The following is a 21,116-nucleotide window of genomic DNA, read 5'->3' on the forward strand; positions in this document are numbered from 1 at the left end:
ATGTGGTCAGCCCTTGTGGTCGTAGTGCACGGTCACGGGGGCATGGTCGGACCACCGCTCGGCGTGGGAGGAAGCGCGTTCCACGTGGGCCTCGACCGCCTTGGCGGCGATGCCGGGAGTTGTGCAGTGCAGGTCGATCCGCCAGCCGGAGTCGTTGTCGAAGGCGCGGCCGCGGTAGGACCACCAGGTGTAGGGGCCGGTGCGGTCGGGGTGGAGCTTGCGGACCACGTCGACGTAGCCGGCCTCGTCGTAGACGCGGGTGAGCCAGGCGCGCTCCTCGGGGAGGAAGCCGGCGGCCTTCTGGTTGGCCTTCCAGTTCTTGAGGTCCTCCGGGCGGTGGGCGATGTTCCAGTCGCCGCAGACGACGACCTCGCGGCCGGTCGCGGCGGCGCGGGTGCGGAGTTCGCCGAGGTGGGTCAGGAACTCCGCCATGAAGCGTTCCTTCTCCTCCTGGCGTTCGGTGCCGACTTCTCCGGACGGGAGATAGAGGCTGGCCACGGTCAGCCCGGGGAGGTCGATTTCGACATACCTGCCCGAATTGTCGAATTCCTCCGAGGCGAATCCGATCACCGTGCGCTCGGGTGCCTGTCGGGAAAGCACCGCGACGCCTGCCCGGCCCTTGGCGGCCGAGGGGGCCCAGGCCGCGTGCCAGCCGTCCAGGTCGCGCAGCTCGACGGGCAGCTGCCCCTCCTCGCAGCGGACCTCCTGGAGGCAGATCACGTCGGCCTCGGTGCCGGCCAGCCACTCGACGAACCCCTTCTTGGCGGCCGCCCGGATCCCGTTCACGTTGACACTCGTCACCACAATCACCCGGGCAGCCTACCGAGCGGCGCAGGGTGCCCGGCGCGCGACGCGTCCGGACGGGAGCGAGTGTGTCCGGATGTCGGAATGTCGTGAACGCGGCATGAATCCGTACGACGCCGGCACCAACCCGAGCCATTGGTCTTGACCATCTCCGGACACAGCCCCTAGGGTCACTTACTGCAAAGACCTTTAATAAAGAAGGACGGATAAAGCCCGCTCTCCCACCTGCCGCAACAGCGGGCAGCGGGCCGGGTCCGACCTCCTTTCGGCAGGGCGGACAAAACAGGGTGGAGGCCACGGTGGGAACGACAGGGAAGCTCGCGGCAGTACCGGAACCGAAGTACTGGCACCTGCGCACGGTGCTGCTCCGCGCCATCGACACGGAGTTCTCCACCGGGCAGGTCCTCCCCAACGAGCGCGAGCTCGCCGCCCGCTTCGGCGTCGCCCGGGCCACTCTGCGCCAGGCGCTCGACCAGCTGGAGCTGGAGGGCCGGCTGGTCCGCCGCCGAGGCATCGGCACGCTGATCGCCGCCCCGCGGGTCGGCGTCCCGGTCAACCGGCACGAGGAGGGCTGGCCGGGCACCGCGCGCAGCCAGGCCTGGCGCACGGTCGACTGCACCACCGCCCCGGCCCCCGAGCGGCTCGCCAAGGCTCTGGGGATCGCCGAGGGTGCCACCGTGCACACCGTCCGCCGGGTGCGGATGGTCCAGGGCCAGAACATGGCCACCGAGTCGCTGCACGTGCCCGCCGCCGCGCTGCCGCACCTGCCCGGCTTCCGCGCCGAGAGCGACCGCGCCCGTTCGGTGCTGCGCCAGCTGGAGCGGCTGGAGGTCGACGGTGAGTCCCGCGCCGTGGAGCTCGGTGTCGCCGAGGCCGGCGAGGCCGCGCTGCTGGAGCGCCCGCCGGGCTCGCCGGTGCTGGTCATGACCACTCAGTACGCCGCCGCCGGCCGCCTGGTCGCGCTGGCCGTCTCCACCTACCGCGCCGACACCTGCAAGCTCACCTTCGGTGAGACCGGCCTGGTCGAGGTCACCCCCGTCGGTGCCGCCTCCGCGGTCCGCACCGCCTCCTGAACCACTTTCCGAAACACCCTCAGGCTCGGGCCCGGACGCACCCACAGGCGTCCGGGCCCGAGCCGTTCCCGGGGAGGGGAAGGGAGGGAAGGAGGGGCAGAGAAAATCAGGGGAGGGCGGGGCCCGGGGGCGCTCAGCCCCGGACGCCCACGCCCGTCGGCGGGTCGACGGCGAACAGCTGCTCCTCCACCTGGTCCAGCGCCACCCGCAGGGCCCCCATCGCGACGACCTCCGAGCCCAGTGCCGCCAGCGCCACCTCCGGGGCGCGCAGGGTGAACTGGGCGAGCCGCTCGCGCAGCGGCTCCAGTACGCCGTCCAGGCCGGCGGCCCAGCCGCCGATCACCACCAGCTGCGGGTCGATCGCCAGCACCAGGGCGGCGACCCCCTGCACCAGGCGGGTGAGGAAGCGGTCCATCGCGATCTTGGCGATCTCGTCGCCCTCGCGGGCCAGCTTCAGGACGCGCGCGACGGCGGCCTCGTCCAGCGGGTTGAGCGGCTTGCCGGTGGTGGAGAGCAGGCGCTCGGGGGTGACCTCCTGGCCGAGCAGGTGCAGGGCGCCGATCTCGCCGGCCGCGCCGCCGAAGCCGCGGTGCAGCTTGCCGTTGATCAGCGAGCCGGCGCCGGGGCTGAGACCGGCCATCACGAAGACCACGTCGTCCGCGCCGACCGCGGCGCCCTGCCAGTGCTCGGCGATGGTGGCCAGGTTGGCGTCGTTCTCGATCATCACCGGGCAGCGGAACGAGCGCCGCAGCCGGGCGCCGAGGTCGAGGCCGGTCCAGCCGGACATGGCGGTGCCGAGTTGGACGGTGCCGTCGCGGTCGACGATGCCGGGCGTGCCGACGCCGACGGCCCAGAGGTTGTCGCGCGAGACGCCGGCCTTGCGCAGCACCTCCGCGACGACATTGCGGACGACGGTGAGGCGTTCCTCGGCGTCGAGGGTCTCCTCGACCGGGCGGAAGTGACTGCCCACCACCTCGCCGGTGAGGTCGGCCAGGATGACGCGGATGTCGTGGACGCCGATCTCGATGCCGAGCACGTGCCCGGCCTCCGCGCGGAACCGGAACCAGCGGGCCGGCCGGCCCCGGCGCCCCGCGCCGCCGGCCGGGCCGCCGTTCTGCGGCTGGTCCACCTCGGCGACGAGCCCGGTCTCGACGAGCCCCTCGATCACGCCCTCCACCGTGGGCCGGGACAGTCCGGTGTCCCCGACCAGTTGAGTGAGGGTCACCGAGTGACCGGCCCGCAGCGCCCGAAGCGTGACCGCCGCGTTGATCCGTCGCAGCAGCGAGGAGTCTCCTCCGGTGAGCCGATCCGCCAAGACGCTGCCCTTCGCCGTTCGCGCGACAGCCCTGGCGCGCGGTGCCGAGTGCGCGGAGGTCACCGGCTGCCGGCGCCGAGTGCCGCCCGCCGATTTTTCCGCGAGAGTCCGCCGCCCGGACCATGGGCACGACAGCGCGGAACGCCTGCGCCGGGCCCGGAGGGCATGTGCCGGATGCTACCCGGGCCCGGGCCCGGCGGGCGAGCATCTTCGCAGCTCACCCCGGCTTCGGTATCGAAATGGTACGCACCGGGTGGCGGTGCGTGATCCGGGTGCGGCCCGCGCCCGCCGACCGCGGAGCCGGCCGTACCTCCACGGCACCACCACAGCGGCCCCACGGAGCCCCCACGGAGCACCCGCGGCGCGGGCGCCCGGCCCGGCCGGGTGCGGGCCCGTCGGGCCGGGGCCGTCCACGGTGCCGGTCAGCCCGTCAACCCCCTTGCCGGTCATCCGGCCGGACCTGCTGCCGAGCCCGCCGCCGAGACCCTCGCCGGACCTGCTGCCGAGCCCGCCGCCCGGCCCGCCGGACACCCCGGCCTGCCGGATGCCCCGGTCCGGCCGTGGCGGCCGGGCCCCTGCCGAGCCTCTATGCTGCGGACATGCTGAACGAGACCCGGGATGTTCCCTCCGGGGCAACTGCGCCGTCGGACCGAGATTTTGTGCGGAGCGAGACCCGGCCGACCCCCGTCCCGTTCGTGCCCGAGGTCACCCTGCACATGGCCGAGGACGCCATCGCCCTCTGGGAGACCACCGAGGCGGCCCGGGGCGAATCCGGTCTGGCACCGCCGTTCTGGGCGTTCGCGTGGGCGGGCGGGGTCGGTGTGGCGCGGTACGTGCTGGACCACCCGGAGCTGGTCGCGGGCCGGACGGTGCTCGACCTGGCAGCCGGCTCCGGGCTGGTGGGGATCGCGGCGGCGCGGTGCGGCGCGCGGTCGGTGCGGGCCGCCGAGATCGACGCCTACGCGGTGGCCGCGATCGAGGTCAACGCGGCGGCGAACGGCGTCCGGGTCGACGCCGCGGTGGAGGACCTGCTGGACGGCGACGGTGGTCCGGCCGAGGTGGTGCTCGCCGGGGACGTCTTCTACGAGCGCGCGATGGCCGCCCGGTTCCTGCCGTTCCTGGAGCGGGCGCGGGATCGCGGTGCGGTGGTGATCGTCGGCGATCCCGGGCGGGCCTACCTGCCGCGCGAGCGGTTCACCGCGCTGGCCGCCTACGACGTGCCGGTGGTCGCCGATCTGGAGGACGCCGCGCTCAAGACCACCACGGTCTGGCGGCTCGACCAGGCAGCGGCAGCGGCGCGGGGCTGACACCGCCCGCCGTGCCGGGGGCCGGCACCGCCAAGGGCACCGGGCCCGGGCCCCGGGAGCCGTCCGGGATCCGGAATTCCCAGCAGGCGGCCCGGAGGCCCTGGTAGACACGCGGCCATGACCGACGACATCGTGCTGCGCCCCGCCACCCCCGACGAGATCCCCGCCGTGCTCGCCCTCTGGGCCCGCGCGGCGAAGGGGACGAGCATCACGGACGACGCCGACGGGGTGGCCGCGCTGCTCGCCAGGGACGCGGAGTGCCTGATCGTCGCCGTCCCGGCGGCCGGCCCCGGCGCCGCGGCCGCGCCCGGCACCGGCATTCCCGGGGGGATCATCGGCACCGTGATCGCCGGCTGGGACGGCTGGCGCTGTCACCTCTACCGCCTCGCGGTCGACCCGGCGCACCGCCGCCGTGGCGTGGGCGCCGCCCTGCTGGCCGCCGCCGAGGCCCGGTTCGCAGGGCTCGGCGGCCGCCGAGCCGACGCGATGGTGCTGGACGACAACGGGCTCGGCCAACGGACCTGGCAGGCCGCCGGCTACGGCCCCCAGCCGGAGTGGACCCGCTGGGCCAAGCCCCTGGCACGCTGAGGCCTGGGTCAAGCCCCTGGCACGCTGAGGCCGCCACCGGACCGGGAGCCGGACCGGGAGCCGGCCCGGTGGCGGCTCGCGGTCCGGTGGCCCGGTCCGGAGATCCGCTACCCGGCCGTCTCGGCGCCGGCGTAGCGGTTGGCCGGGCGGGGGAGACCGAGGTGGCCGCGGAGGGTGTCCGCCGTGTACGCGGTGCGGAAGGCGCCGCGCCGCTGGAGTTCGGGGACGAGCCCGCGGGTGATCCCGGCGAGGTCGTGCGGGAGTTCGCCGGGGCGGAGCCGGAAGCCGTCCAGGCCGGCCGGGTACCGGTCGAGCAGCAGGTCGGCGAGTTCGGCCGGGGTGCCGGTGAAGATCTCCGCGTCGGAGCCGAGCGGCGCTCCGTCCAGCTCGTCCAGCCGCTCCTTGCGCCGGGCGGCGGCGCCGGGCCGCTCGTCCAGGAAGACCAGCAGGTCGGCGAAGACCTTGAGCGGCAGGTCGGCGGGCCGGCCGACGGCGGCCTTGGCCGCCTCGACCTCGCCGAGGACAGCGGTCGTGCCGGCGAGCGAGTGCGGGGTGACGAAGACCAGGTCGGCGGCCTTGGCGGCGAGTTCGTAGGGGATGGCGGCGTGTGCGAGGACGGCGACCGGCGGCTGGCCCTGCGGCGGGCGCGGGGTGATGGACGGTCCGCGGACGCTGAAGTGCTCGCCGGTGAAGTCGATCGGGTGGAGCCGGGTGCGGTCGACGAACCGGCCGGTGGCGGCGTCGCGGATCTCGGCGTCGTCCTGCCAGCTGTCCCAGAGCCGGCGGACCACCTCGACCACGTCGGCGGCCTCGGCGAAGAGCGGCCGCAGGCGCAGCGAGATCAGCGTCGAGTCGAGGGTGTCGGCCGCGGTGAGCCGCGGTGAGCCGCGGTGTGGTGCGGCGGCCGAAGTGGGTGGCGTCGTCGGCGAGGGCGGAGAGCTGGGCGCGCCAGCCGGCCCGGCCGAGGCTGGTCCAGTCGAGGGTGGCGATGGCGGTGGAGAGGTGGAACGGCTCGGTGTGGGTGACGTTGGTGGTGGGGACGAGCCCGATCCGCGAGGTCAGCGGTGCGATCAGGCTTGCGGTGAGGACGGCGTCGAGCCGGCCGCGGACCTGGTCGGTCCGGTTGTCGAGGCCGGTGAAGCTCGCGAACTGGGGTGCGAGGGTGTCCTCCAGGGTGACGAGGTCGAGCAGGCCGCGTTCGGCCTCGGTGACGAGGTCGGCCCAGTAGCCTGCGGTGAACAGCTCGTCGGCGCGGGAGCCTTCGGCGCGCCAGGCGGCGGGGTGCCAGCCGGCGCCCTCCAGGGCGACGGCGAGGTGGAGCTGCGGGTTCTGCCGGGTCACGCGGATGCCTCCCGAATCGGCTGCTGCGGGGCGGTCAGCCCCAGGTGGTCGCGGAGCGTGCGGCCGGTGTAGTCGGTGCGGTAGACGCCCTTCTCCTGGAGCAGCGGCACCACGTGGTCGACCAGTTCGTCCAGGCCGCCCGGGGTGAGGTGCGGGGCGATGACGAAGCCGTCCGAGCCGTCGCTCTGCACGAACTCGTCCATCGCGTCCGCGACGTCGCGCGCGGTGCCGATGAAGGTCTGCCGTCCGGTGACTTCGGTGACGAGTTCGCGGATGCTCAGCCCGCGCTCCTCGGCCAGCTCGCGCCACTTCTTGGCGGTCGCGGCCCGGTCGACCCGGAACAGCGCGTGGCCCTTGAGCAGCAGGCTGTCGGGGTCTGGGTCGATGTCGGGCAGCGGGCCGTCGGGGTCGTAGCCGGAGAGGTCGCGGCCCCAGATCGCCTCCAGGTGGGCGATGGCCGTCTCCGGGCCGGTCTGCGCGCGGCGGATCTCGGCGGCCCGCTCGTGCGCCTCCTCGGTGGTGTCGCCGAGGACGTAGGTGACGGCGGGCAGGATCTTCAACTGGTCGGGCGTGCGGCCGTACGCGGCGAGCCGGCCCTTCACGTCCCGGTAGAAGTCCTGGGCCTCGGCGATCCTGCTGTACCGGCTGAAGATGACGTCGGCGTCGGAGGCGGCGAACTCGCGGCCCTGCGGGGACTCGCCGGCCTGGATGATCACGGGGTGTCCCTGCGGCGGCCGCGGGGTGTTGAACCGGCCGGAGATGTCGAAGTGCGTGCCCCGGTGGGCGAAGGCGCCGGCGCCTTCCCGGACGAACCGGCCGCCCGCCCGGTCGGCGGGTATGTCGCCGGGTGCCCAGCTGTCCCACAACTCGCGGGCGGTCTGCAGGAATTCGGTGGCGCGGGTGTACCGGCCGGCTTCCGCCAGGAACCCGCCGCGGCGGAAGTTCTCCCCGGTGAACTCGTCCCAGCTGGTCACCACGTTCCAGGCCGCGCGCCCGCCGCTCAGGTGGTCCAGCGTGGCCAGCCGCCGGGCCACCTCGTAGGGCTCGTTGAACGTCGAGTTGACGGTGGCGGCCAGCCCGAGCCGCGAGGTGACGGCGGCCAGCGCGCCGAGCACCGTCAGCGACTCCGGCCTTCCCACCACGTCGAGTTCGTAGATCTCCCCCTTGTGTTCGCGCAGGCGCAGGCCCTCGGCGAGGAAGAAGAAGTCGAACTTTCCGCGTTCGGCCGTCCGCGCGAGATGGGCGAAGGACTCGAACGCGATCTGGCTGCCGGCCCGTGGATCGGACCACACGGTGGTGCTCCCGATCCCGGGAAAGAACGCGGCAAGGTGAATCTGCTTACCCGGCACGACGGTTGCTCGCCTCCTGACGCCCCACCCTCGGGGGACCGGCCCATCCTGCGCAGGCCCGGTGACCAGGGGCAACAGCTGCAATCAACTGTTCACGGGCGGAAACGAACTGCCGGGCGGGCGGCCGCGGAGGGCGTCGGGGGCGCCGAGTCGGGTGAGAGCCACCGGAGTTGACCGTGCGTCGCAGCAGTAAGGAGCCCGGGCGTCCGGACCGGGGTACGGCCGCCGGGCGGGGGAGGCGTACCGGTACGCTGGGCGGGCTTCTCGGACGAAGACCGGGGAGCACCGGCGGACGGGGGGACCATGACAGACCAGGCCACGGGGGCGACGCACGCCCGACGACGCGCCACGGCCGGCCTCGCGGCGGGCGTGCTCGCCCTGCTGCTCGTGGCGGCCGGCTGCAGCAGCGCCGGGACGACCACGGCGGAGCCCTCCGGCACCGCAGCACCGGCACCGCCCAGCACAGCGGCGCCCTCCACCCCGGCGCCCTCCACCCCGGCAGCCGCCGCGCCGCAGTCCACCACCCCGGCCCCCGTGCCGTCCGCGTCCGCCCCGGCGGAGCCGTCGGAACCGGCCGACGTCGTCCCGGTGGTCCACGGGTGCGACGGCAACCCGCTCTCCACGCCCAGGTCCCTCGCCGTGGGCTGCGGCCCCGGCACCGGGCAGCTGGACGGCCTGACCTGGACGGGGTGGGGCGGGCTGGCCGCCACCGGCACGGGCCGGCTGTGGGAGAACAACGCCGCCGGGGGTGTGGCGGCCTACCCCGCCACGGTGACGCTCGGCGGTCTGACCGGCGGCGAGTACACCACGATGCGGATCTCCGCTCCCAAGGCCGAGAAGCCGAACGTCGAACTCACCCTCGGGAAGACCGGCCCGGTGCCCAAGGGCTGACGGGCCGGCCCCGCCGGGGCCCGCCGGCCCCCGAGGGCGGCCCCACCGAGGCCGGCCGCCCGGCGGTGCTACCGGGGCCGGTGCGTCCGCGCGAACTCCTCGGCGTCCCACCGCCCGTGCAGCGCCGGCGCCAGCGCGCCGGCCGCCAGCGCCGGGAAGTCCGGTGCCGCGGCGGCGCCCGCGGGGAGCGCGCCGAGCAGGGGTGCGCCGGCCGAGCGGGGCAGGTCGGCGAGGTTGCACCGGTCGGCGAGGCCGGGCGAGCCGGGCCAGGCGCCGATCACCACGCCGAACAGCGGCAGGCCGCGCGCCGCCAGCGCCTCCGCGGTCAGCGCGGTCGTGTTGAGCGTGCCCAGGCCCGCCGTCGCGACCAGCAGTACCTGGGCGGGCAGGCCGAGCTCGCGGGTGGCGAGCGCCTGGTCGGCGAGCGTACGGCCCTCCTCGTCGTAGCGGACGAGCAGGCCGCCGGCGCCCTCGACCAGCACCAGGTCGTGGTCGCGGGCGAGTTCGGCGACGGCGGTGGCCGTCCGGGCCGGGGTGAGGCTGGGCAGGCCGGACCGGCGGGCGGCCGTGTCGGGCGCCAACGGCTCGGGGTAACGGGCGAGTTCGCGGAGCGTGAGCGGTGCGCCGACGAGCCGCGCCACCTCCTCGGCGTCCCCCGGCTCGCCGGGGGCGACCCCGGTCTGCCCGGGCTTCAGCACCGCGACCCGCAGGCCGGCCCGGACGGCGGCCGAGGCGACGGCGGCCGTGGCGACCGTCTTGCCGACCTCGGTGCCGGTACCGGTCACGAAGAGCACCGGGGGGATGATCATCCGGCCACCGCCGCAGCGGTCACCGCGGCCGCGATGCGTGCCACGTCCTCGTCTCCTGTCACGTACGGCGGCATGGTGTAGATCAGGTCGCGGAACGGGCGGAGCCAGACGCCCTCCCGGGCGGCCGCCGCGGTCGCGGCGCCGACGTCCACCGGGTGGTCCAACTGCACCACGCCGATGGCCCCCTGGATCCGGACGTCGTGCACGCCGGGCAGTGCGGCGGCGCCCGCCAGGCCCTCCCGCAGCCCGGCGCCGACCCGCTTCACCTCGACCTCCCAGTCCTGCCCGAGCAGCAGGTCGAGAGAGGCGTTGGCGACGGCGGCGGCCAGCGGATTGCCCATGAACGTCGGCCCGTGCGCGAGCACCGGCACCTCGCCCCGGCTGATGCCGTCCGCGACCTCCGAGGTGCAGAGCGCCGCGGCCAGCGTCAGGTACCCGCCGGTCAGCGCCTTGCCCAGGCACATCACGTCCGGCGAGACGCCGGCGTGGTCGGCCGCGAACAGGGCACCGCTGCGGCCGAAGCCGGTGGCGATCTCGTCGAAGACGAGCAGCACCCCGTACCGGTCGCAGAGGGTGCGCAGCATCCGCAGGTAGGCGGGGGAGTGGAACTGCATGCCGCCCGCGCCCTGCACCACCGGTTCGACGATGACGGCGGCCAGCTCGCCGGCGTGCCGTTCCATCAGCGCCTCGAAACGGGCCGCGTACTCGGCGTCCGGGGGAGCGTCGAAGCCGGCCGGCGGCTGCGGCGCGAACAGCTGCCCGGGCAGCACCCCGCCCCACAGGTGGTGCATGCCGCCGTCGGGGTCGCAGACCGACATCGGGTGGAAGGTGTCCCCGTGGTAGCCGCCGCGCCAGGTGAGCAGCCGGCGCTTCTCCGGCCGGCCGGTCGACTGCCAGTACTGCAGGCACATCTTCATTGCGACCTCGACGGCCACCGAGCCGGAGTCGGCCAGGAAGACGTGCTGGAGCGGTTCCGGGGTGATCTCCACCAGCCGGGCGGCCAGCCGGACGGCGGGCTCGTGGGTGAGCCCGCCGAACATGACGTGGCTCATCCGGCCGAGCTGCTCGCGCACCGCCTCGTCCAGGACGGGGTGCCCGTACCCGTGGATCGCCGCCCACCACGAGGACATGCCGTCGACCAGCTCGTCCCGGCCCTCCACCGGCCGGGCGAGCCGCAGCCGCACCCCGGACGCGGACTCGACCACGTACGGGGTGGCGGTGCCCGGCATCGGCCCGTAGGGGTGCCAGACGTGCGCCCGGTCGAGGGCGAGCAGAGCGTCAGTGGGGAGCGGGCCGGTGGGCAGGGTACTGCCGGGCCGCTGGGGCGGCTGCGCCATGATGGTGGATTCCCTTGCAGTGGTCAGGCGTTGGGCGCCAGCTCGGTGCCGGCGCCGCGGCGCCGGACCCGGACGAGGTCGCTGCGCAGCTCGTCGTTCGGGTTCGCCGCGGCCGCCTCCGTGGTCGCCCCAACAGCCGCGACCGGCTCCGTGACCGGCTCCGTGACCGGCTCGGCCGGCCGCGCCGCCGCCGGGACGTGCCCGCCGCAGGCCCCGCCCGCGTGTCCGTCGGCCTCGCCGTCCGGGGCGCTCGCGTGGCCGCCGCACGGACCGCAGCCGCCGCCGGTCCCGCAGCCGCCGCCGGCCGGGGCCGCGGCGATGTCGGAGCGGTGCCGGGGGAGGGTGGCCTCGCCGGCGCCCTCGACCTCGAAGCCGGCGTCCTTGATCATGTCGAGGTCGGCCTGTCCGGCCTGGCCCTCGCTGGTCAGGTAGTCGCCGAGGAAGATGGAGTTGGCGATGTGCAGGCCCAGCGGCTGGAGCGTGCGCAGGTGCACCTCACGGCCGCCGGCGATCCGCACCTCGGTGTCCGGGTTGACGAAGCGGACCATCGCCAGGATGCGCAGGCAGCGCTGCGGCGTGAGGTTCCACTCCTTGGCCAGCGGGGTGCCCTCGAACGGGATGAGGAAGTTCACCGGCACCGAGTCCGAGCCCAGCTCGCGCAGCGCGAAGACCACGTCCACCAGGTCCTCGTCGGTCTCGCCCATGCCCGCGATCAGGCCCGAGCAGGCCGACAGGCCCGCGCCGTGCGCCTTCTGCACGGTGTCCACCCGGTCCGCGTAGGTGTGGGTGGTGGTGATGCCGCCGTAGGTGCCCTCGGAGGTGTTGAGGTTGTGGTTGTAGGCGTCGGCGCCGGCCGCCTTCAGCCGCTCGGCCTGGTTGTCGGAGAGCAGGCCGAGGCAGGCGCAGATCTCGACGGCCGGGTCGGCCTCCTTGATGGCGGAGATGGTGTCGGTGACCCGGTCGATGTCCCGGTCCGTCGGGCCGCGGCCGCTGGCCACCAGGCAGACCCGCTTGGCGCCGCCGGCCACGCCGGCCCGCGCCGCCTCGGTGGCCTGGTCCGGCTTCAGCCAGGTGTACTTGAGGATCTCGGCCTTGGAGCCCAGCCGCTGCGAACAGTACGAGCAGTCCTCCGGGCAGAGCCCGCTCTTCAGGTTCACCAGGTAGTTGAGCTTCACCCGGCGGCCGAACCACTGCCGGCGCACCCGCCCGGCGGCCGCGACCACGTCGAGCAGGTCGTCGTCGGTGGTGGCGAGGACGGCGAGTGCCTCCTCGCGGGTGGGGGCTTCCCCGCGCAGGCCCTTGGCGGTGAGGGTATCGAGCAGATCCATGGGCCTGATCCTGCCTGGTGGCCGACAGGCGACGCCAGAGGAAACCCACCAGAAGATCCCGGGGAGGATGTGCGAGTTGTCACAGTGTCGCAGCTCACGGTAGTGGCGCAGGTCACGTCGTGGGACGGGGGTGCGGACACCCGGGTTACCGGCGGGTAGTGCGCAAGATCACCGGAGGCCCGCCCCCGTGATCTGCACCACCCGCGCGTTGCTTAGAATCTGCGCCATGACCACGCAGGGGGAGCGCACCCCGTCACCGGGAGACCACGGTTCCGACCAGCCCGCCGGCGGGTACCGGCGGCCGGCCAGGAGGTTCGGCGCCCGGCGGGCGGTGGGCTGGATCGTGGTGGTCGGCGTGGTCGCCGCCGGCGGCTGGATCATCACCCGTCCGACGCCCGGCGACTTCATACCCGGCCTCGGCCCCTCCAGCAACGACGCCACCAAGACCCCGCCCGTCGTCGGCAATCCGCCGCCGAGCAGCCGCGCCGACGCGGACGGCCTCAACGTGGACAGCCTCTTCCCCGCCCAGCGGGTGGTCGAGGTCGGCGCCTACAAGGGCCGGCGCTCCGGCGTCCGCCAGGGCGAGAACTGCACCGAGGCACTCCAGGACCGCACCCAGGAGGTGCTCCGCGAGAGCGGCTGCCAGGGCTACCTGACCGTCAGCTTCGCCGGGCAGGACAAGCCGGTCCTCAGCAGCGTCACCCTGCTGCGCTTCCCCGACCAGGTCACCGCCGCCAAGGCGGCCGAGGTGCTGCGCGCCAAGCCGGGTGCACTCGCCTTCATCCTCCCGGACGCCTCCACCGCCCCCGCCCAGCCCGCCGGCAGCGCCAGGCCGGGCACCGAACAGCGCGTCGAGGCGGTCGGCCGGCACGTGACCGTCACCAGCTCGCGGATGGCCGAGCAGCACAGCGGTACGCCCTCGCCCCAGGGTCCGGCCACCACCCCGGGCGCCGCCGGCCCCACCGCGGCCACCACCACCGCACCCGTGGCCCCGGCCGTCGCGAGCCCGACGCCGGGCCAGGAACTGCTGCTGGACGAGGCCACTCGCGCCGTCTCCTACTCGGCCGGCGCACCGTTCATGTGGATGTGACGCGGCGCGCAGAGGGGAGGGGCTCACCGACCGGTGGGCCCCTCCCCTCTGCGCGCGATGCCTGACGGCGTGCCCGGTGCCGTGCCCGGTGCCGTGCCGGGTCAGCCGTCCAGGCGGTTCACCGAGGTGACCCGCAGCACCGCCCGGCCCTCCTCGTCCGAGCCGTACAGGTCGACCTCGGCGCTGATGCCCCAGTCGTGGTCGCCCGCCGGGTCGTCGAAGATCTGCCGGACCTTCCAGGAGGAGTCCTCCTCCTCGATCAGCAGCATCTTCGGGCCGCGCGCGTCCGGGCCGGTGCCGAGGTCGTCGTGCTCCTCCCAGTACCCGTCCATCGCGTCCGCCCAGCGGTCGGAGTCCCAGCCGTACTCGCCGTCCAGCTCGCCCAGCGCGTTGTAGTGCTCCAGCGCCGCCAGCTCGACCCGGCGGAACAGCTCGTTGCGCACCAGCACCCGGAAGGCCCGCGCGTTCGCCGTCACCGGCGCGGGCTTGTCGTCCAGGGTCACCTCGGCGGCCTGCGGCTCGCTCGGGTTGGCCAGCTGCTCCCACTCGTCCAGCAGGCTGGAGTCGACCTGGCGGACCAGCTCGCCGAGCCAGGCGATGACGTCCTTGAGGTCGTCGGTCTTGATGTCCTCGGGGACGGTCTGCTCCAGCGCCTTGTACGCGCCCGCCAGGTAGCGCAGCACGATGCCCTCGGTACGGGCCAGCTCGTAGTGGCCGACGTAGTCGGTGAACGTCATCGCCCGCTCGAACAGGTCGCGGACCACCGACTTCGGCCGGAGCTCGTGGTCGCCGATCCACGGGTGTGCCCGCCGGTACACGTCGTACGCGTGGGTGAGCAGCTCCTCCAGCGGCTTCGGGTAGGTGATCTCCTGGAGCCGCTCCATCCGCTCCTCGTACTCGATGCCGTCGCGCTTCATCTCGCCGATCGCCTCGCCGCGCGCCTTGTTCTGCTGCGAGGCGAGGATCTGGCGCGGGTCGTCGAGCGTCGCCTCGACGACGGAGACGACGTCCATCGCGTACGAGGGCGACATCGGGTCGAGCAGTTCGAACGCGGCCAGCGCGAAGGTGGAGAGCGGCTGGTTGAGGGCGAAGTTCTCCTGGAGGTCCAGGGTGAGGCGGACGATCCGGCCCTCGGCATCCGGCTCCGGCAGCCGCTCCACGATGCCGCCCTCCAGCAGCGAGCGGTAGATGGCGATCGTGGACCGGATGTGCCGGCGCTGGGCCGAGCGGTCCTCGTGGTTGTCGGTGAGCAGCTTGCGCATCGCCTCGAAGGCGTTGCCCGGGCGGCCGATGACCGCCAGCAGCATCGCGTGGGTCACCTTGAACCGGGACACCAGCGGCTCCGGGTCCGCGGCGATCAGCCGCTCGAAGGTCTCCTCCGACCAGCCGACGAAGCCTTCCGGCGCCTTCTTCCGGACGATCTTGCGCCGCTTCTTCGGGTCGTCGCCCGCCTTCGCGACCGCCTTGTCGTTCTCGATCACGTGCTCCGGCGCCTGCGCCACGACCTGCCCGACGGTGTCGAACCCGGCCCGGCCGGCCCGGCCCGCGATCTGGTGGAACTCACGGGCGCGCAGCACCCGCACCCGCACCCCGTCGTACTTGGAGAGCGCGGTGAACAGCACCGTACGGATCGGCACGTTGACGCCCACGCCGAGCGTGTCCGTCCCGCAGATCACCTTCAGCAGGCCCGCCTGGGCGAGGCGTTCGACCAGCCGGCGGTACTTCGGCAGCATGCCGGCGTGGTGCACGCCGATCCCGTGCCGCACGAAACGGGACAGGTTGCGGCCGAACTTGGTGGTGAAGCGGAAGTTGCCGATCAGGTCGGCGATGGCGTCCTTCTCCGCCTTCGAGCACATGTTGATGCTCATCAGCGACTGTGCCCGCTCCACCGCCTCCTTCTGCGTGAAGTGCACCACGTAGACCGGGGCCTGACCGGTCTTCAGCAGCTCCTCCAGGGTGTCGTGCATGGTGGTGCGGCGGTACTCGTAGAACAGCGGGACCGGCCGGGTCGCCGAGCGGACCACGGTCGTCGGCCGGCCGGTGCGCCGGGTCAGGTCCTCCTCGAAGCGGCGGACGTCGCCGAGCGTCGCCGACATCAGCAGGAACTGCGCCTGCGGGAGTTCGAGGATCGGAATCTGCCAGGCCCAGCCGCGGTCCGGCTCCGCGTAGAAGTGGAACTCGTCCATCACCACCTGGCCGATGTCGGCCCGCGGCCCGTCGTGCAGCGCGATCTGCGCCAGCACCTCGGCGGTGCAGCAGATGATCGGCGCCGTCGGGTTCACACTCGCGTCGCCGGTCATCATGCCGACCTGCTCGGTGCCGAACATCTTGCACAGGTCGAAGAACTTCTCCGACACCAGCGCCTTGATCGGCGCGGTGTAGAAGGTGCGCTTCCCCTCCGCCAGCGCCGCGAAGTGCGCCCCGGCCGCCACCAGGCTCTTCCCGGAGCCGGTCGGCGTCGCCAGGATGACGTTGTTCCCCGACACCAGCTCGATCAGCGCCTCCTCCTGCGCCGGGTACAGCGTGATCCCGCGCTCCTCCGCCCAGGCGGCGAACGTCTCGTACAGCGCGTCGGGGGTGGCGGGCTTCGGCATCAGATCAAGGAGGGTCACCCGGCTATCTTGCCTGCTCGCCACAGCCCCGGGCAAAGCCCGGGGCCGCTCACCTGGCGGGAACGGCGGGCGGGGAGGTCACCAGGCCGAGGCCTGTGCAGTGCTCCCCGGCGATCGCCGCCTTCGCGGCGCGCCAGGCGACGGTCACGTGGGGTGCCCTCAGGGTGTCGACGCTGCTGCCCGCGGCGGCGGTGCCGGTGACCACTACCCGGCGGTAGTGTTCCTCGGCCTGGCCCGCGTAGTCGCACCGGTACAGCAGCTCGACGCTCGCGTCCGGGCGGATCCAGCCGGTGATGCCGGAACCCGCTTCGAGCGCTCGCGGTGGCTGGTCCGGCCGGGCGGCAGGACCGAGCCGGGCGGCCTCGAACGCGGCCTGATCGGGCCGCTCCACCCCGACGCTGAGCAGTTTCCTGCCGTACCAGGTGTTCCAGTGGACAACGCACAGCGGAGCCTTCGCCCCGCCGGCCGGATCGCCCTGCTCCCGGACCACCGTCTGGCCGTTGTCCCCGGCGGCGGGCTCAAGGTCCGCCCGGGTTGCCAGCGACCAGCAAGCGCTCTCCGGCAGGTCCACCGAGTTCCACGGCTGCCACGCCCACAAGCTAGCCGCGACCACCGCCGTCAGCGGCAGTCCCACCACCAGCAGCCTGCGCCGACGCCGCGCCGAGCGGGCCTCCACCTCCGCGATGGCAGCCTGGGCGATGCCCTGCGTGGGCCCGGACTGGATTTCTTCGGTCATCGCCTGCTTACCGCCTTGTCGTCAGTGCCACAGAAGTGGGGAGCCGTCCCGGGCGCCGTCCGGGACGGCGGAAGGAGGTGCCCGACGCTGATCGTCGTCCGGCCCTCCCGGGGCTCAGCCACTCTTGGGCGGGGGCTTCGGTCCGGCCACACCCGAGGTGTATCCGTCGTCCGTGACCTGTCCGGCCCTGCGCCGGAGCTGCTCCACGAAGGCGGGATCGAGTCCGCTGCCCGCGGCTGCCCGGTCGATCGTCTCCATGACAGCCTTCTGTGCGCCGTGGTTGGACTGGGCGAATGCCTCCTTCGCCTCGTCGTCCGCCTCGTTGTGGGTGTCGACCTTGTAGCTGTCGGCGATGCCGTCCATGATCTTGTCCACCACGAAGTTGACGCCCTCGCCTGCCACCGGAGCGCGCTCCAGCGCCTTCCCGCCGGTGAACTCCCATACCTTGCCGGCGATTTCGCGCTTTGAGTCGACGGCCTCGTTGTAGTCCTTGTCCTCGGCGGCGTGCTTGGTGTACACCTCATCCACCATGGCACCGGTGATGAGACCAGTGACCTGCCCGCCAGGACGGACGGCGTTCTCGACGGCCATCTGGACTTCGCTCTGACTGCCGTGGCTGTGCTTGGCGATGGCGTCCTCGATCTGGACCGTGGTGTACGCCTGCTGCCCGGCCGCTATCGAGGCGTAGGCGTCCGGGTCGCGCCCCAGGACGTCCAGCAGCCGTCGGACCTGGGCGTCCTTCAGATCGGCTGGTGTGCCGGTCGCGGCCGGGGCGCCCGGGCCTTCGAGGGCGGCCTGGACGTCCCCCATGTAGGCGGCGGTGATATTGCCCAGGCTGCCGTTCATGGCGCCGAACAGTGCCTTCTCGCCGTGCAACTGCTCCGGCCCCTCCTTGCTGCCGTACGTGTCGAAAATCTTGTGGGTGAGCGCGGACATCTCCGGGGTGTGCTTGGCCAGCGGGGCGTCGGCGTCGTCGTACGCCCGCCCCGTCGTTGCCGCCTCCAGGGCGTGGCCGAGGGCGCCGACCTCGAAGGCGTCCGCCGTGCCCGGGTTGGGGCGCAGCGGGTAGGGCATGTCGCGCAGCAGGGAGCGCTCGCCGCTGTCGGTGAGCATGGCGAAGTACTTGTTCTCGCCGCCGTGGCTCTTGACCGTGCCGTCCGGGTTGTACGTGGTGGGCGGGTCGCTGAAGAACTTGGTGGCCGCCTCGGGGCTGTGGCCGAGGGCCTCCAGGACGGAGGACATCGGGTTGAAGCCGTGGACGTTGCCCTTCTCGTCCGTCACCCCGGTGAACTGGAACTCCTGGAACGGCGAGCCGTGCATCGCCGCGACGGCGTCCCAGCGGCCCGGGTTCTCGTTGGTCAGCTGGGTGACGTGTTCGGCGATCGGGTTGATGAAGTGCGGGTCGTAGTCGCCGTGCCGCAGGATGTTGCCGAGGATCTGGTAGCCGTACGGGCTGGACTTCGGGTTGGCCTTCGGGTCGAGCGGGATCTGCTCGCCGCCGGCCTTGCGCAGCCGCTGCTCCCACTCGTCGGAGACGTGCGGCTGCTTCTTGCCGTCGGTGGCGGTGGCCAGGGTGAGGCCGAGGCCGTCCTGGATGCCCTTGATGGCGTCCTTGCGGGCCGGGCTGTTGGCGAAGTCGCCGCTCTGGGCCATCGCGCCGTAGGAGGCGAGGAAGGTGGCCGGGTCCTGTCCGCCGTAGAAGGCGGCGGCGAAGCGCGGGTCGCCGCTGTGGTGCTGGAGCAGCGTCTGGAGCTGGGTGAGCTGGGCGTCGGTGGCCTTGGAGCCGAGGCTCAGGATCTCCGAGGCCTGCTTGGCCTCGGCCTCGGCGAGGCTGCCGACGGGGTTGCTGTTGAAGGCGTTGGAGTCGGTGCCCGTGTCGCCCGCGAGCGCCGCGGTGGCCGCGTCGTCGGCCTCGCGAGCACGGTCGAGTGCTTTGCCGATCTCGTCGGCCGCGGCCTGGGCGTTGGACTGCTGGCTCTTGGCGTAGTCGGGGTCCTTCTTGTCTGCCGGGTCGGTGGCCGGCGGCCAGTGCACGCCGCCCTCGGCGTCGACGGTGAGGCCCTTGGCGCCAGCGTGCTGGACGGCCGTCTGCAGGTCCTTCTTGGCGGCCGCGAGCTCGTCGTGCGCCTCACGCAGCGTCCGCGCGATGGCGGAGGCCTCCTCGAAGGCCGCGTGGATCTGGTCGCGGGTGCGGGTGAGCGAGGCGAGCGCGGGCTCGGCGCTGGGGCCGTGCCAGTTGGACTGCTGGACGGGGCCGATGACCTCGTTCTGCATCTTGGTGGAAAGGTCCCACTTGCGGACCATGGCCTCGAAGTCGCCCGCTGCCCCGTTGAGCGAGGCGAGGTCGAGGTGCTGGAGCTGGCTGAACGTCACCATGGCGGTCTGGTTTCCCCCGGTTCCTCGGTCGTGCTCAGTCGTGCTTCTGCGCGAATTGGCTGTGGATGGAGGCTTCGGTGGCCTCGTAGTTCTGCGCGGTGGTCTGCAGGTTCTGGCTGATGTTGCCGATGGCCTGCTCCAGCGCGTGGGTCTGGCTCTGCCAGACGCTCCACGCATTGTTGAGCCCGGCGCAGAGGTTGAGCCCCATCAGCGAGGAGACCGCACTGTTGACGTGTTCCCACGGCTGGCCGCATTCGGTGCGGACGGACCCCTGGAGCGCGGCGGCGTTGTTGGAGGCCGTCCGGAGCATGGCGGGGTTGGTGGTGACGGTCTGCCCGCCGCCCGCTGCCGGGACGGTGACCGGTGCCACGGGGCCGGCGGCCGCCGCGGCGAGGTCCGGGAACTGCTTCTTGGCGTCCGCGGTCAGGTTCCCTGAGCTGTCGAACAGCCAGGGATTCATCCGGCGCTCGAATTCCAGATCTGCCATCTGTATGTATCCCCCCAAGTCAGATCGCTGGGGGAGCGTAACTGATCGGACGAACGGCTGAAAAGTTTTGGGTGACGCTTTGGGGCCTTTGCGAGGAGTCGAAAAGAAAGGCGAATGGATAACAAGCCTCGAATGAATTCAAGGTGAACGCACCATGAATACCGTGGCGAGCGTGTGCCGCGTCGCACATTGCCCGCCGCGCGCCCGGCGTGCCAGAGTGCCGGGCATGGCCCACCGCACCGCGCCCGAATCGCCCGTCCTCGCCCCGGCGGCCGCTGCCGACCCCGGCGCCGTCTTCGACTGGCTCGACGAGACGGCCGAACTCCGCGCCCGCGCCGGCCTCACCCGCACCCTGCGCAGCCGCCCGGCCGAGGATCCGGTGCTCGACCTCGCCGGCAACGACTACCTCGGCCTGACCCGGCACCCGGTGGTCACCCGGGCCGCCGCCGATGCCGCGCTGCGTTGGGGCGGCGGCGCCACCGGCTCCCGACTGGTCACCGGCACCACCGCGCTGCACACGGAACTGGAGGGCGAGCTCGCCGAGTTCTGCGGCGTGGAGGCGGCCCTGGTGTTCTCCTCCGGTTACACCGCCAACCTGGCCGCACTGACCGCGCTCACCGATCCGGACACCCTGATCGTCTCCGACGCGTACAACCACGCCTCGCTGATCGACGGCTGCCGGCTCGCTCGCGGTGATGTCCACCGTGCTCCGCACAGTGACCCGGAGGCCGTCCGCGCCGCGCTCGCCGAGCGCACCCACCGCCGGGCGCTGGTGGTCACCGACTCGGTCTTCTCGGTCGACGGCAATGCTGCCCCACTGCGCGAACTCTCCGCCACCGCAAGGGCGTTCGGAGCGGCCCTGCTGGTGGACGACGCGCACGGGCTCGGTGTGCTGGGCCCCGGCGGCAGCGGCGCGCTGGCGGCCGCCAGTCTGGCCGGCGAGCCGGACACCGTCGCCACGGTGACGCTCTCCAAGTCGCTCGGCTCGCAGGGCGGTGCGGTGCTCGGGCCGCGCCGGGTGATCCGCCACCTCACCGAGACGGCCCGCACCTTCATCTTCGACACCGGCCTGGCCCCGGCCGCGGCGGGTGCCACCCTCGGTGCGCTGCGGCTGCTGCGCGCCGAACCGGAGCGTGCCGAGCGCGCCCGCGAGGTGGCGCGCTCCCTCGCCGCCCGGCTCACCGCGGCCGGTCTGCACGCCTCCGAGCCGGATGCGGCCGTGGTGTCGGTCCGTGCGCCGGGCCCGGAGGCCGCCGTCGCCTGGGCCGCCGACTGCCGCCGGGCCGGTCTGGCCGTCGGCTGTTTCCGCCCGCCCTCCGTCCCGGACGGCGTCTCCCGCCTGCGGCTCACCGCACGCGGTGACCTGACGGATGCTCAGATCGCCGATGCCGTACGGATCATCGCCACGCTCGCCCCGGCCGGCGCGCACACCGCCTGACGGCACCCGCGGATCGCCCGGGGCCGCGCCCCCGGCGGCGGTCGCCCTCGGCGCCTGCCTGGCGGCCCGGCTGCTCCGCTCGCTGATCCCGTGGGGGTGGCCGGTGACCGCGCTGGCGGTCATCACCGGCGCCCTGCTCACCGGCGCCCTCGCCTTCCTCCTCGGCGGCGTCGCGGCAGCCTGACCCTTCCACGGGGCTCGGCGGCGCCCGGCACCCGGCGCCCGGCCCGGGGTC

The 21,116-nt window shown here is 73.4% G+C and carries 17 protein-coding genes and 1 pseudogene; 7 read left to right on the forward strand and 11 right to left on the reverse strand.

Going from position 1 to position 21,116, the window contains the following annotated elements:
- Positions 1–6 precede the first annotated feature (6 nt).
- On the reverse strand, positions 7–810 hold the full coding sequence (locus tag OH807_RS36240; RefSeq protein ID WP_406208107.1) for an exodeoxyribonuclease III: 804 nt from the start codon (positions 808–810) through the stop codon (positions 7–9).
- A gap of 293 nt (positions 811–1,103) precedes the next feature.
- Between OH807_RS36240 and OH807_RS36245 the strand changes: the two genes are divergently transcribed.
- On the forward strand, positions 1,104–1,877 hold the full coding sequence (locus OH807_RS36245; protein WP_406208110.1) for a GntR family transcriptional regulator: 774 nt from the start codon (positions 1,104–1,106) through the stop codon (positions 1,875–1,877).
- Between the two features lie 133 nt (positions 1,878–2,010).
- Here OH807_RS36245 and OH807_RS36250 read toward each other — a convergent pair whose 3' ends face one another.
- Positions 2,011–3,192, reverse strand: a complete 1,182-nt coding sequence (locus OH807_RS36250; protein ID WP_406208112.1) for an ROK family protein — start codon at positions 3,190–3,192, stop codon at positions 2,011–2,013.
- Between the two features lie 599 nt (positions 3,193–3,791).
- Here OH807_RS36250 and OH807_RS36255 point away from each other — a divergent pair.
- Together OH807_RS36255 and OH807_RS36260 are read left to right on the forward strand one after the other, a co-directional pair.
- On the forward strand, positions 3,792–4,499 hold the full coding sequence (locus tag OH807_RS36255; protein ID WP_406208114.1) for a class I SAM-dependent methyltransferase: 708 nt from the start codon (positions 3,792–3,794) through the stop codon (positions 4,497–4,499).
- 117 nt (positions 4,500–4,616) lie between these two features.
- On the forward strand, positions 4,617–5,087 hold the full coding sequence (locus OH807_RS36260; protein ID WP_406208116.1) for a GNAT family N-acetyltransferase: 471 nt from the start codon (positions 4,617–4,619) through the stop codon (positions 5,085–5,087).
- Positions 5,088–5,194: 107 nt separating this feature from the next.
- Here OH807_RS36260 and OH807_RS36265 read toward each other — a convergent pair.
- Both OH807_RS36265 and OH807_RS36270 read right to left on the reverse strand, forming a co-directional pair.
- A pseudogene (locus OH807_RS36265) lies at positions 5,195–6,434 on the reverse strand (LLM class flavin-dependent oxidoreductase).
- Positions 6,425–7,777: an NtaA/DmoA family FMN-dependent monooxygenase gene (locus OH807_RS36270; RefSeq protein ID WP_406208118.1), complete on the reverse strand. Its 1,353-nt coding sequence runs from the start codon at positions 7,775–7,777 to the stop codon at positions 6,425–6,427. Before OH807_RS36270 ends, OH807_RS36265 begins: the two are co-directional and overlap by 10 nt.
- A gap of 303 nt (positions 7,778–8,080) precedes the next feature.
- Here OH807_RS36270 and OH807_RS36275 point away from each other — a divergent pair, with 303 nt between their 5' ends.
- Complete coding sequence (locus tag OH807_RS36275; protein WP_406208121.1) at positions 8,081–8,668, forward strand: hypothetical protein; 588 nt, start codon at positions 8,081–8,083, stop codon at positions 8,666–8,668.
- 68 nt (positions 8,669–8,736) lie between these two features.
- Here OH807_RS36275 and bioD read toward each other — a convergent pair whose 3' ends face one another.
- Genes bioD through bioB form a run of 3 tightly spaced genes read right to left on the reverse strand, consistent with a single transcriptional unit; the run spans position 8,737 to position 12,142 of the window.
- Positions 8,737–9,477: a dethiobiotin synthase gene (gene bioD, locus OH807_RS36280; RefSeq protein ID WP_406208123.1), complete on the reverse strand. Its 741-nt coding sequence runs from the start codon at positions 9,475–9,477 to the stop codon at positions 8,737–8,739.
- Positions 9,474–10,814: an adenosylmethionine--8-amino-7-oxononanoate transaminase gene (locus OH807_RS36285; RefSeq protein ID WP_406208126.1), complete on the reverse strand. Its 1,341-nt coding sequence runs from the start codon at positions 10,812–10,814 to the stop codon at positions 9,474–9,476. The genes bioD and OH807_RS36285 overlap by 4 nt, the downstream gene beginning before the upstream one ends.
- Positions 10,815–10,837: 23 nt before the next feature.
- On the reverse strand, positions 10,838–12,142 hold the full coding sequence (bioB, locus tag OH807_RS36290) for a biotin synthase BioB (protein WP_406208129.1): 1,305 nt from the start codon (positions 12,140–12,142) through the stop codon (positions 10,838–10,840).
- A 226-nt stretch (positions 12,143–12,368) separates the two neighbouring features.
- Here bioB and OH807_RS36295 point away from each other — a divergent pair, with 226 nt between their 5' ends.
- The gene (locus OH807_RS36295) at positions 12,369–13,232 is read left to right on the forward strand and encodes a hypothetical protein (protein ID WP_406208131.1); all 864 of its coding nucleotides are present in this window, start codon (positions 12,369–12,371) and stop codon (positions 13,230–13,232) included.
- A 101-nt stretch (positions 13,233–13,333) separates the two neighbouring features.
- Here the strand turns inward: OH807_RS36295 and OH807_RS36300 are convergent, their stop codons facing one another.
- From OH807_RS36300 to OH807_RS36315, 4 genes are all read right to left on the reverse strand, one after another.
- Positions 13,334–15,826, reverse strand: a complete 2,493-nt coding sequence (locus OH807_RS36300) for a DEAD/DEAH box helicase (RefSeq protein ID WP_406211375.1) — start codon at positions 15,824–15,826, stop codon at positions 13,334–13,336.
- 67 nt (positions 15,827–15,893) lie between these two features.
- Positions 15,894–16,580, reverse strand: coding sequence for a hypothetical protein (locus OH807_RS36305; protein WP_406208134.1), 687 nt, complete (start codon positions 16,578–16,580; stop codon positions 15,894–15,896).
- A gap of 114 nt (positions 16,581–16,694) precedes the next feature.
- Positions 16,695–18,956, reverse strand: coding sequence for a DUF6571 family protein (locus OH807_RS36310; protein WP_406208137.1), 2,262 nt, complete (start codon positions 18,954–18,956; stop codon positions 16,695–16,697).
- A 34-nt stretch (positions 18,957–18,990) separates the two neighbouring features.
- On the reverse strand, positions 18,991–19,443 hold the full coding sequence (locus OH807_RS36315; protein ID WP_406208140.1) for a hypothetical protein: 453 nt from the start codon (positions 19,441–19,443) through the stop codon (positions 18,991–18,993).
- A gap of 226 nt (positions 19,444–19,669) precedes the next feature.
- Here OH807_RS36315 and OH807_RS36320 point away from each other — a divergent pair, with 226 nt between their 5' ends.
- Both OH807_RS36320 and OH807_RS36325 read left to right on the forward strand, forming a co-directional pair.
- Positions 19,670–20,881 carry an 8-amino-7-oxononanoate synthase gene (locus OH807_RS36320; protein ID WP_406208142.1) on the forward strand — a complete coding sequence of 404 codons (1,212 nt, stop codon included), beginning with the start codon at positions 19,670–19,672 and terminating at the stop codon, positions 20,879–20,881.
- Entirely contained in the window at positions 20,829–21,065 is a 237-nt protein-coding gene (locus OH807_RS36325; protein WP_406208145.1) for a hypothetical protein, read from the forward strand. Before OH807_RS36320 ends, OH807_RS36325 begins: the two co-directional genes overlap by 53 nt.
- The last annotated feature ends 51 nt before the right edge of the window (positions 21,066–21,116 follow it).

Origin of the sequence: Kitasatospora sp. NBC_01560 (assembly GCF_045208415.1) — a bacterium.
Lineage (GTDB): Bacteria > Actinomycetota > Actinomycetes > Streptomycetales > Streptomycetaceae > Kitasatospora.

Excerpts from the sequence above, each read along its gene's own strand:
- OH807_RS36300 (WP_406211375.1), bottom strand. The coding sequence starts at position 15,826 with ATGCCGAAGCCCGCCACCCCCGACGCGCTGTACGAGACGTTCGCCGCC.
- OH807_RS36260 (WP_406208116.1), top strand. The coding sequence starts at position 4,617 with ATGACCGACGACATCGTGCTGCGCCCCGCCACCCCCGACGAGATCCCC.
- OH807_RS36255 (WP_406208114.1), top strand. The coding sequence starts at position 3,792 with ATGCTGAACGAGACCCGGGATGTTCCCTCCGGGGCAACTGCGCCGTCG.
- bioD (WP_406208123.1), bottom strand. The coding sequence starts at position 9,477 with ATGATCATCCCCCCGGTGCTCTTCGTGACCGGTACCGGCACCGAGGTC.
- OH807_RS36315 (WP_406208140.1), bottom strand. The coding sequence starts at position 19,443 with ATGGCAGATCTGGAATTCGAGCGCCGGATGAATCCCTGGCTGTTCGAC.
- OH807_RS36275 (WP_406208121.1), top strand. The coding sequence starts at position 8,081 with ATGACAGACCAGGCCACGGGGGCGACGCACGCCCGACGACGCGCCACG.
- OH807_RS36325 (WP_406208145.1), top strand. The coding sequence starts at position 20,829 with ATGCCGTACGGATCATCGCCACGCTCGCCCCGGCCGGCGCGCACACCG.
- OH807_RS36295 (WP_406208131.1), top strand. The coding sequence starts at position 12,369 with ATGACCACGCAGGGGGAGCGCACCCCGTCACCGGGAGACCACGGTTCC.
- OH807_RS36305 (WP_406208134.1), bottom strand. The coding sequence starts at position 16,580 with ATGACCGAAGAAATCCAGTCCGGGCCCACGCAGGGCATCGCCCAGGCT.
- OH807_RS36310 (WP_406208137.1), bottom strand. The coding sequence starts at position 18,956 with ATGGTGACGTTCAGCCAGCTCCAGCACCTCGACCTCGCCTCGCTCAAC.
- OH807_RS36320 (WP_406208142.1), top strand. The coding sequence starts at position 19,670 with ATGGCCCACCGCACCGCGCCCGAATCGCCCGTCCTCGCCCCGGCGGCC.
- OH807_RS36285 (WP_406208126.1), bottom strand. The coding sequence starts at position 10,814 with ATGGCGCAGCCGCCCCAGCGGCCCGGCAGTACCCTGCCCACCGGCCCG.
- bioB (WP_406208129.1), bottom strand. The coding sequence starts at position 12,142 with ATGGATCTGCTCGATACCCTCACCGCCAAGGGCCTGCGCGGGGAAGCC.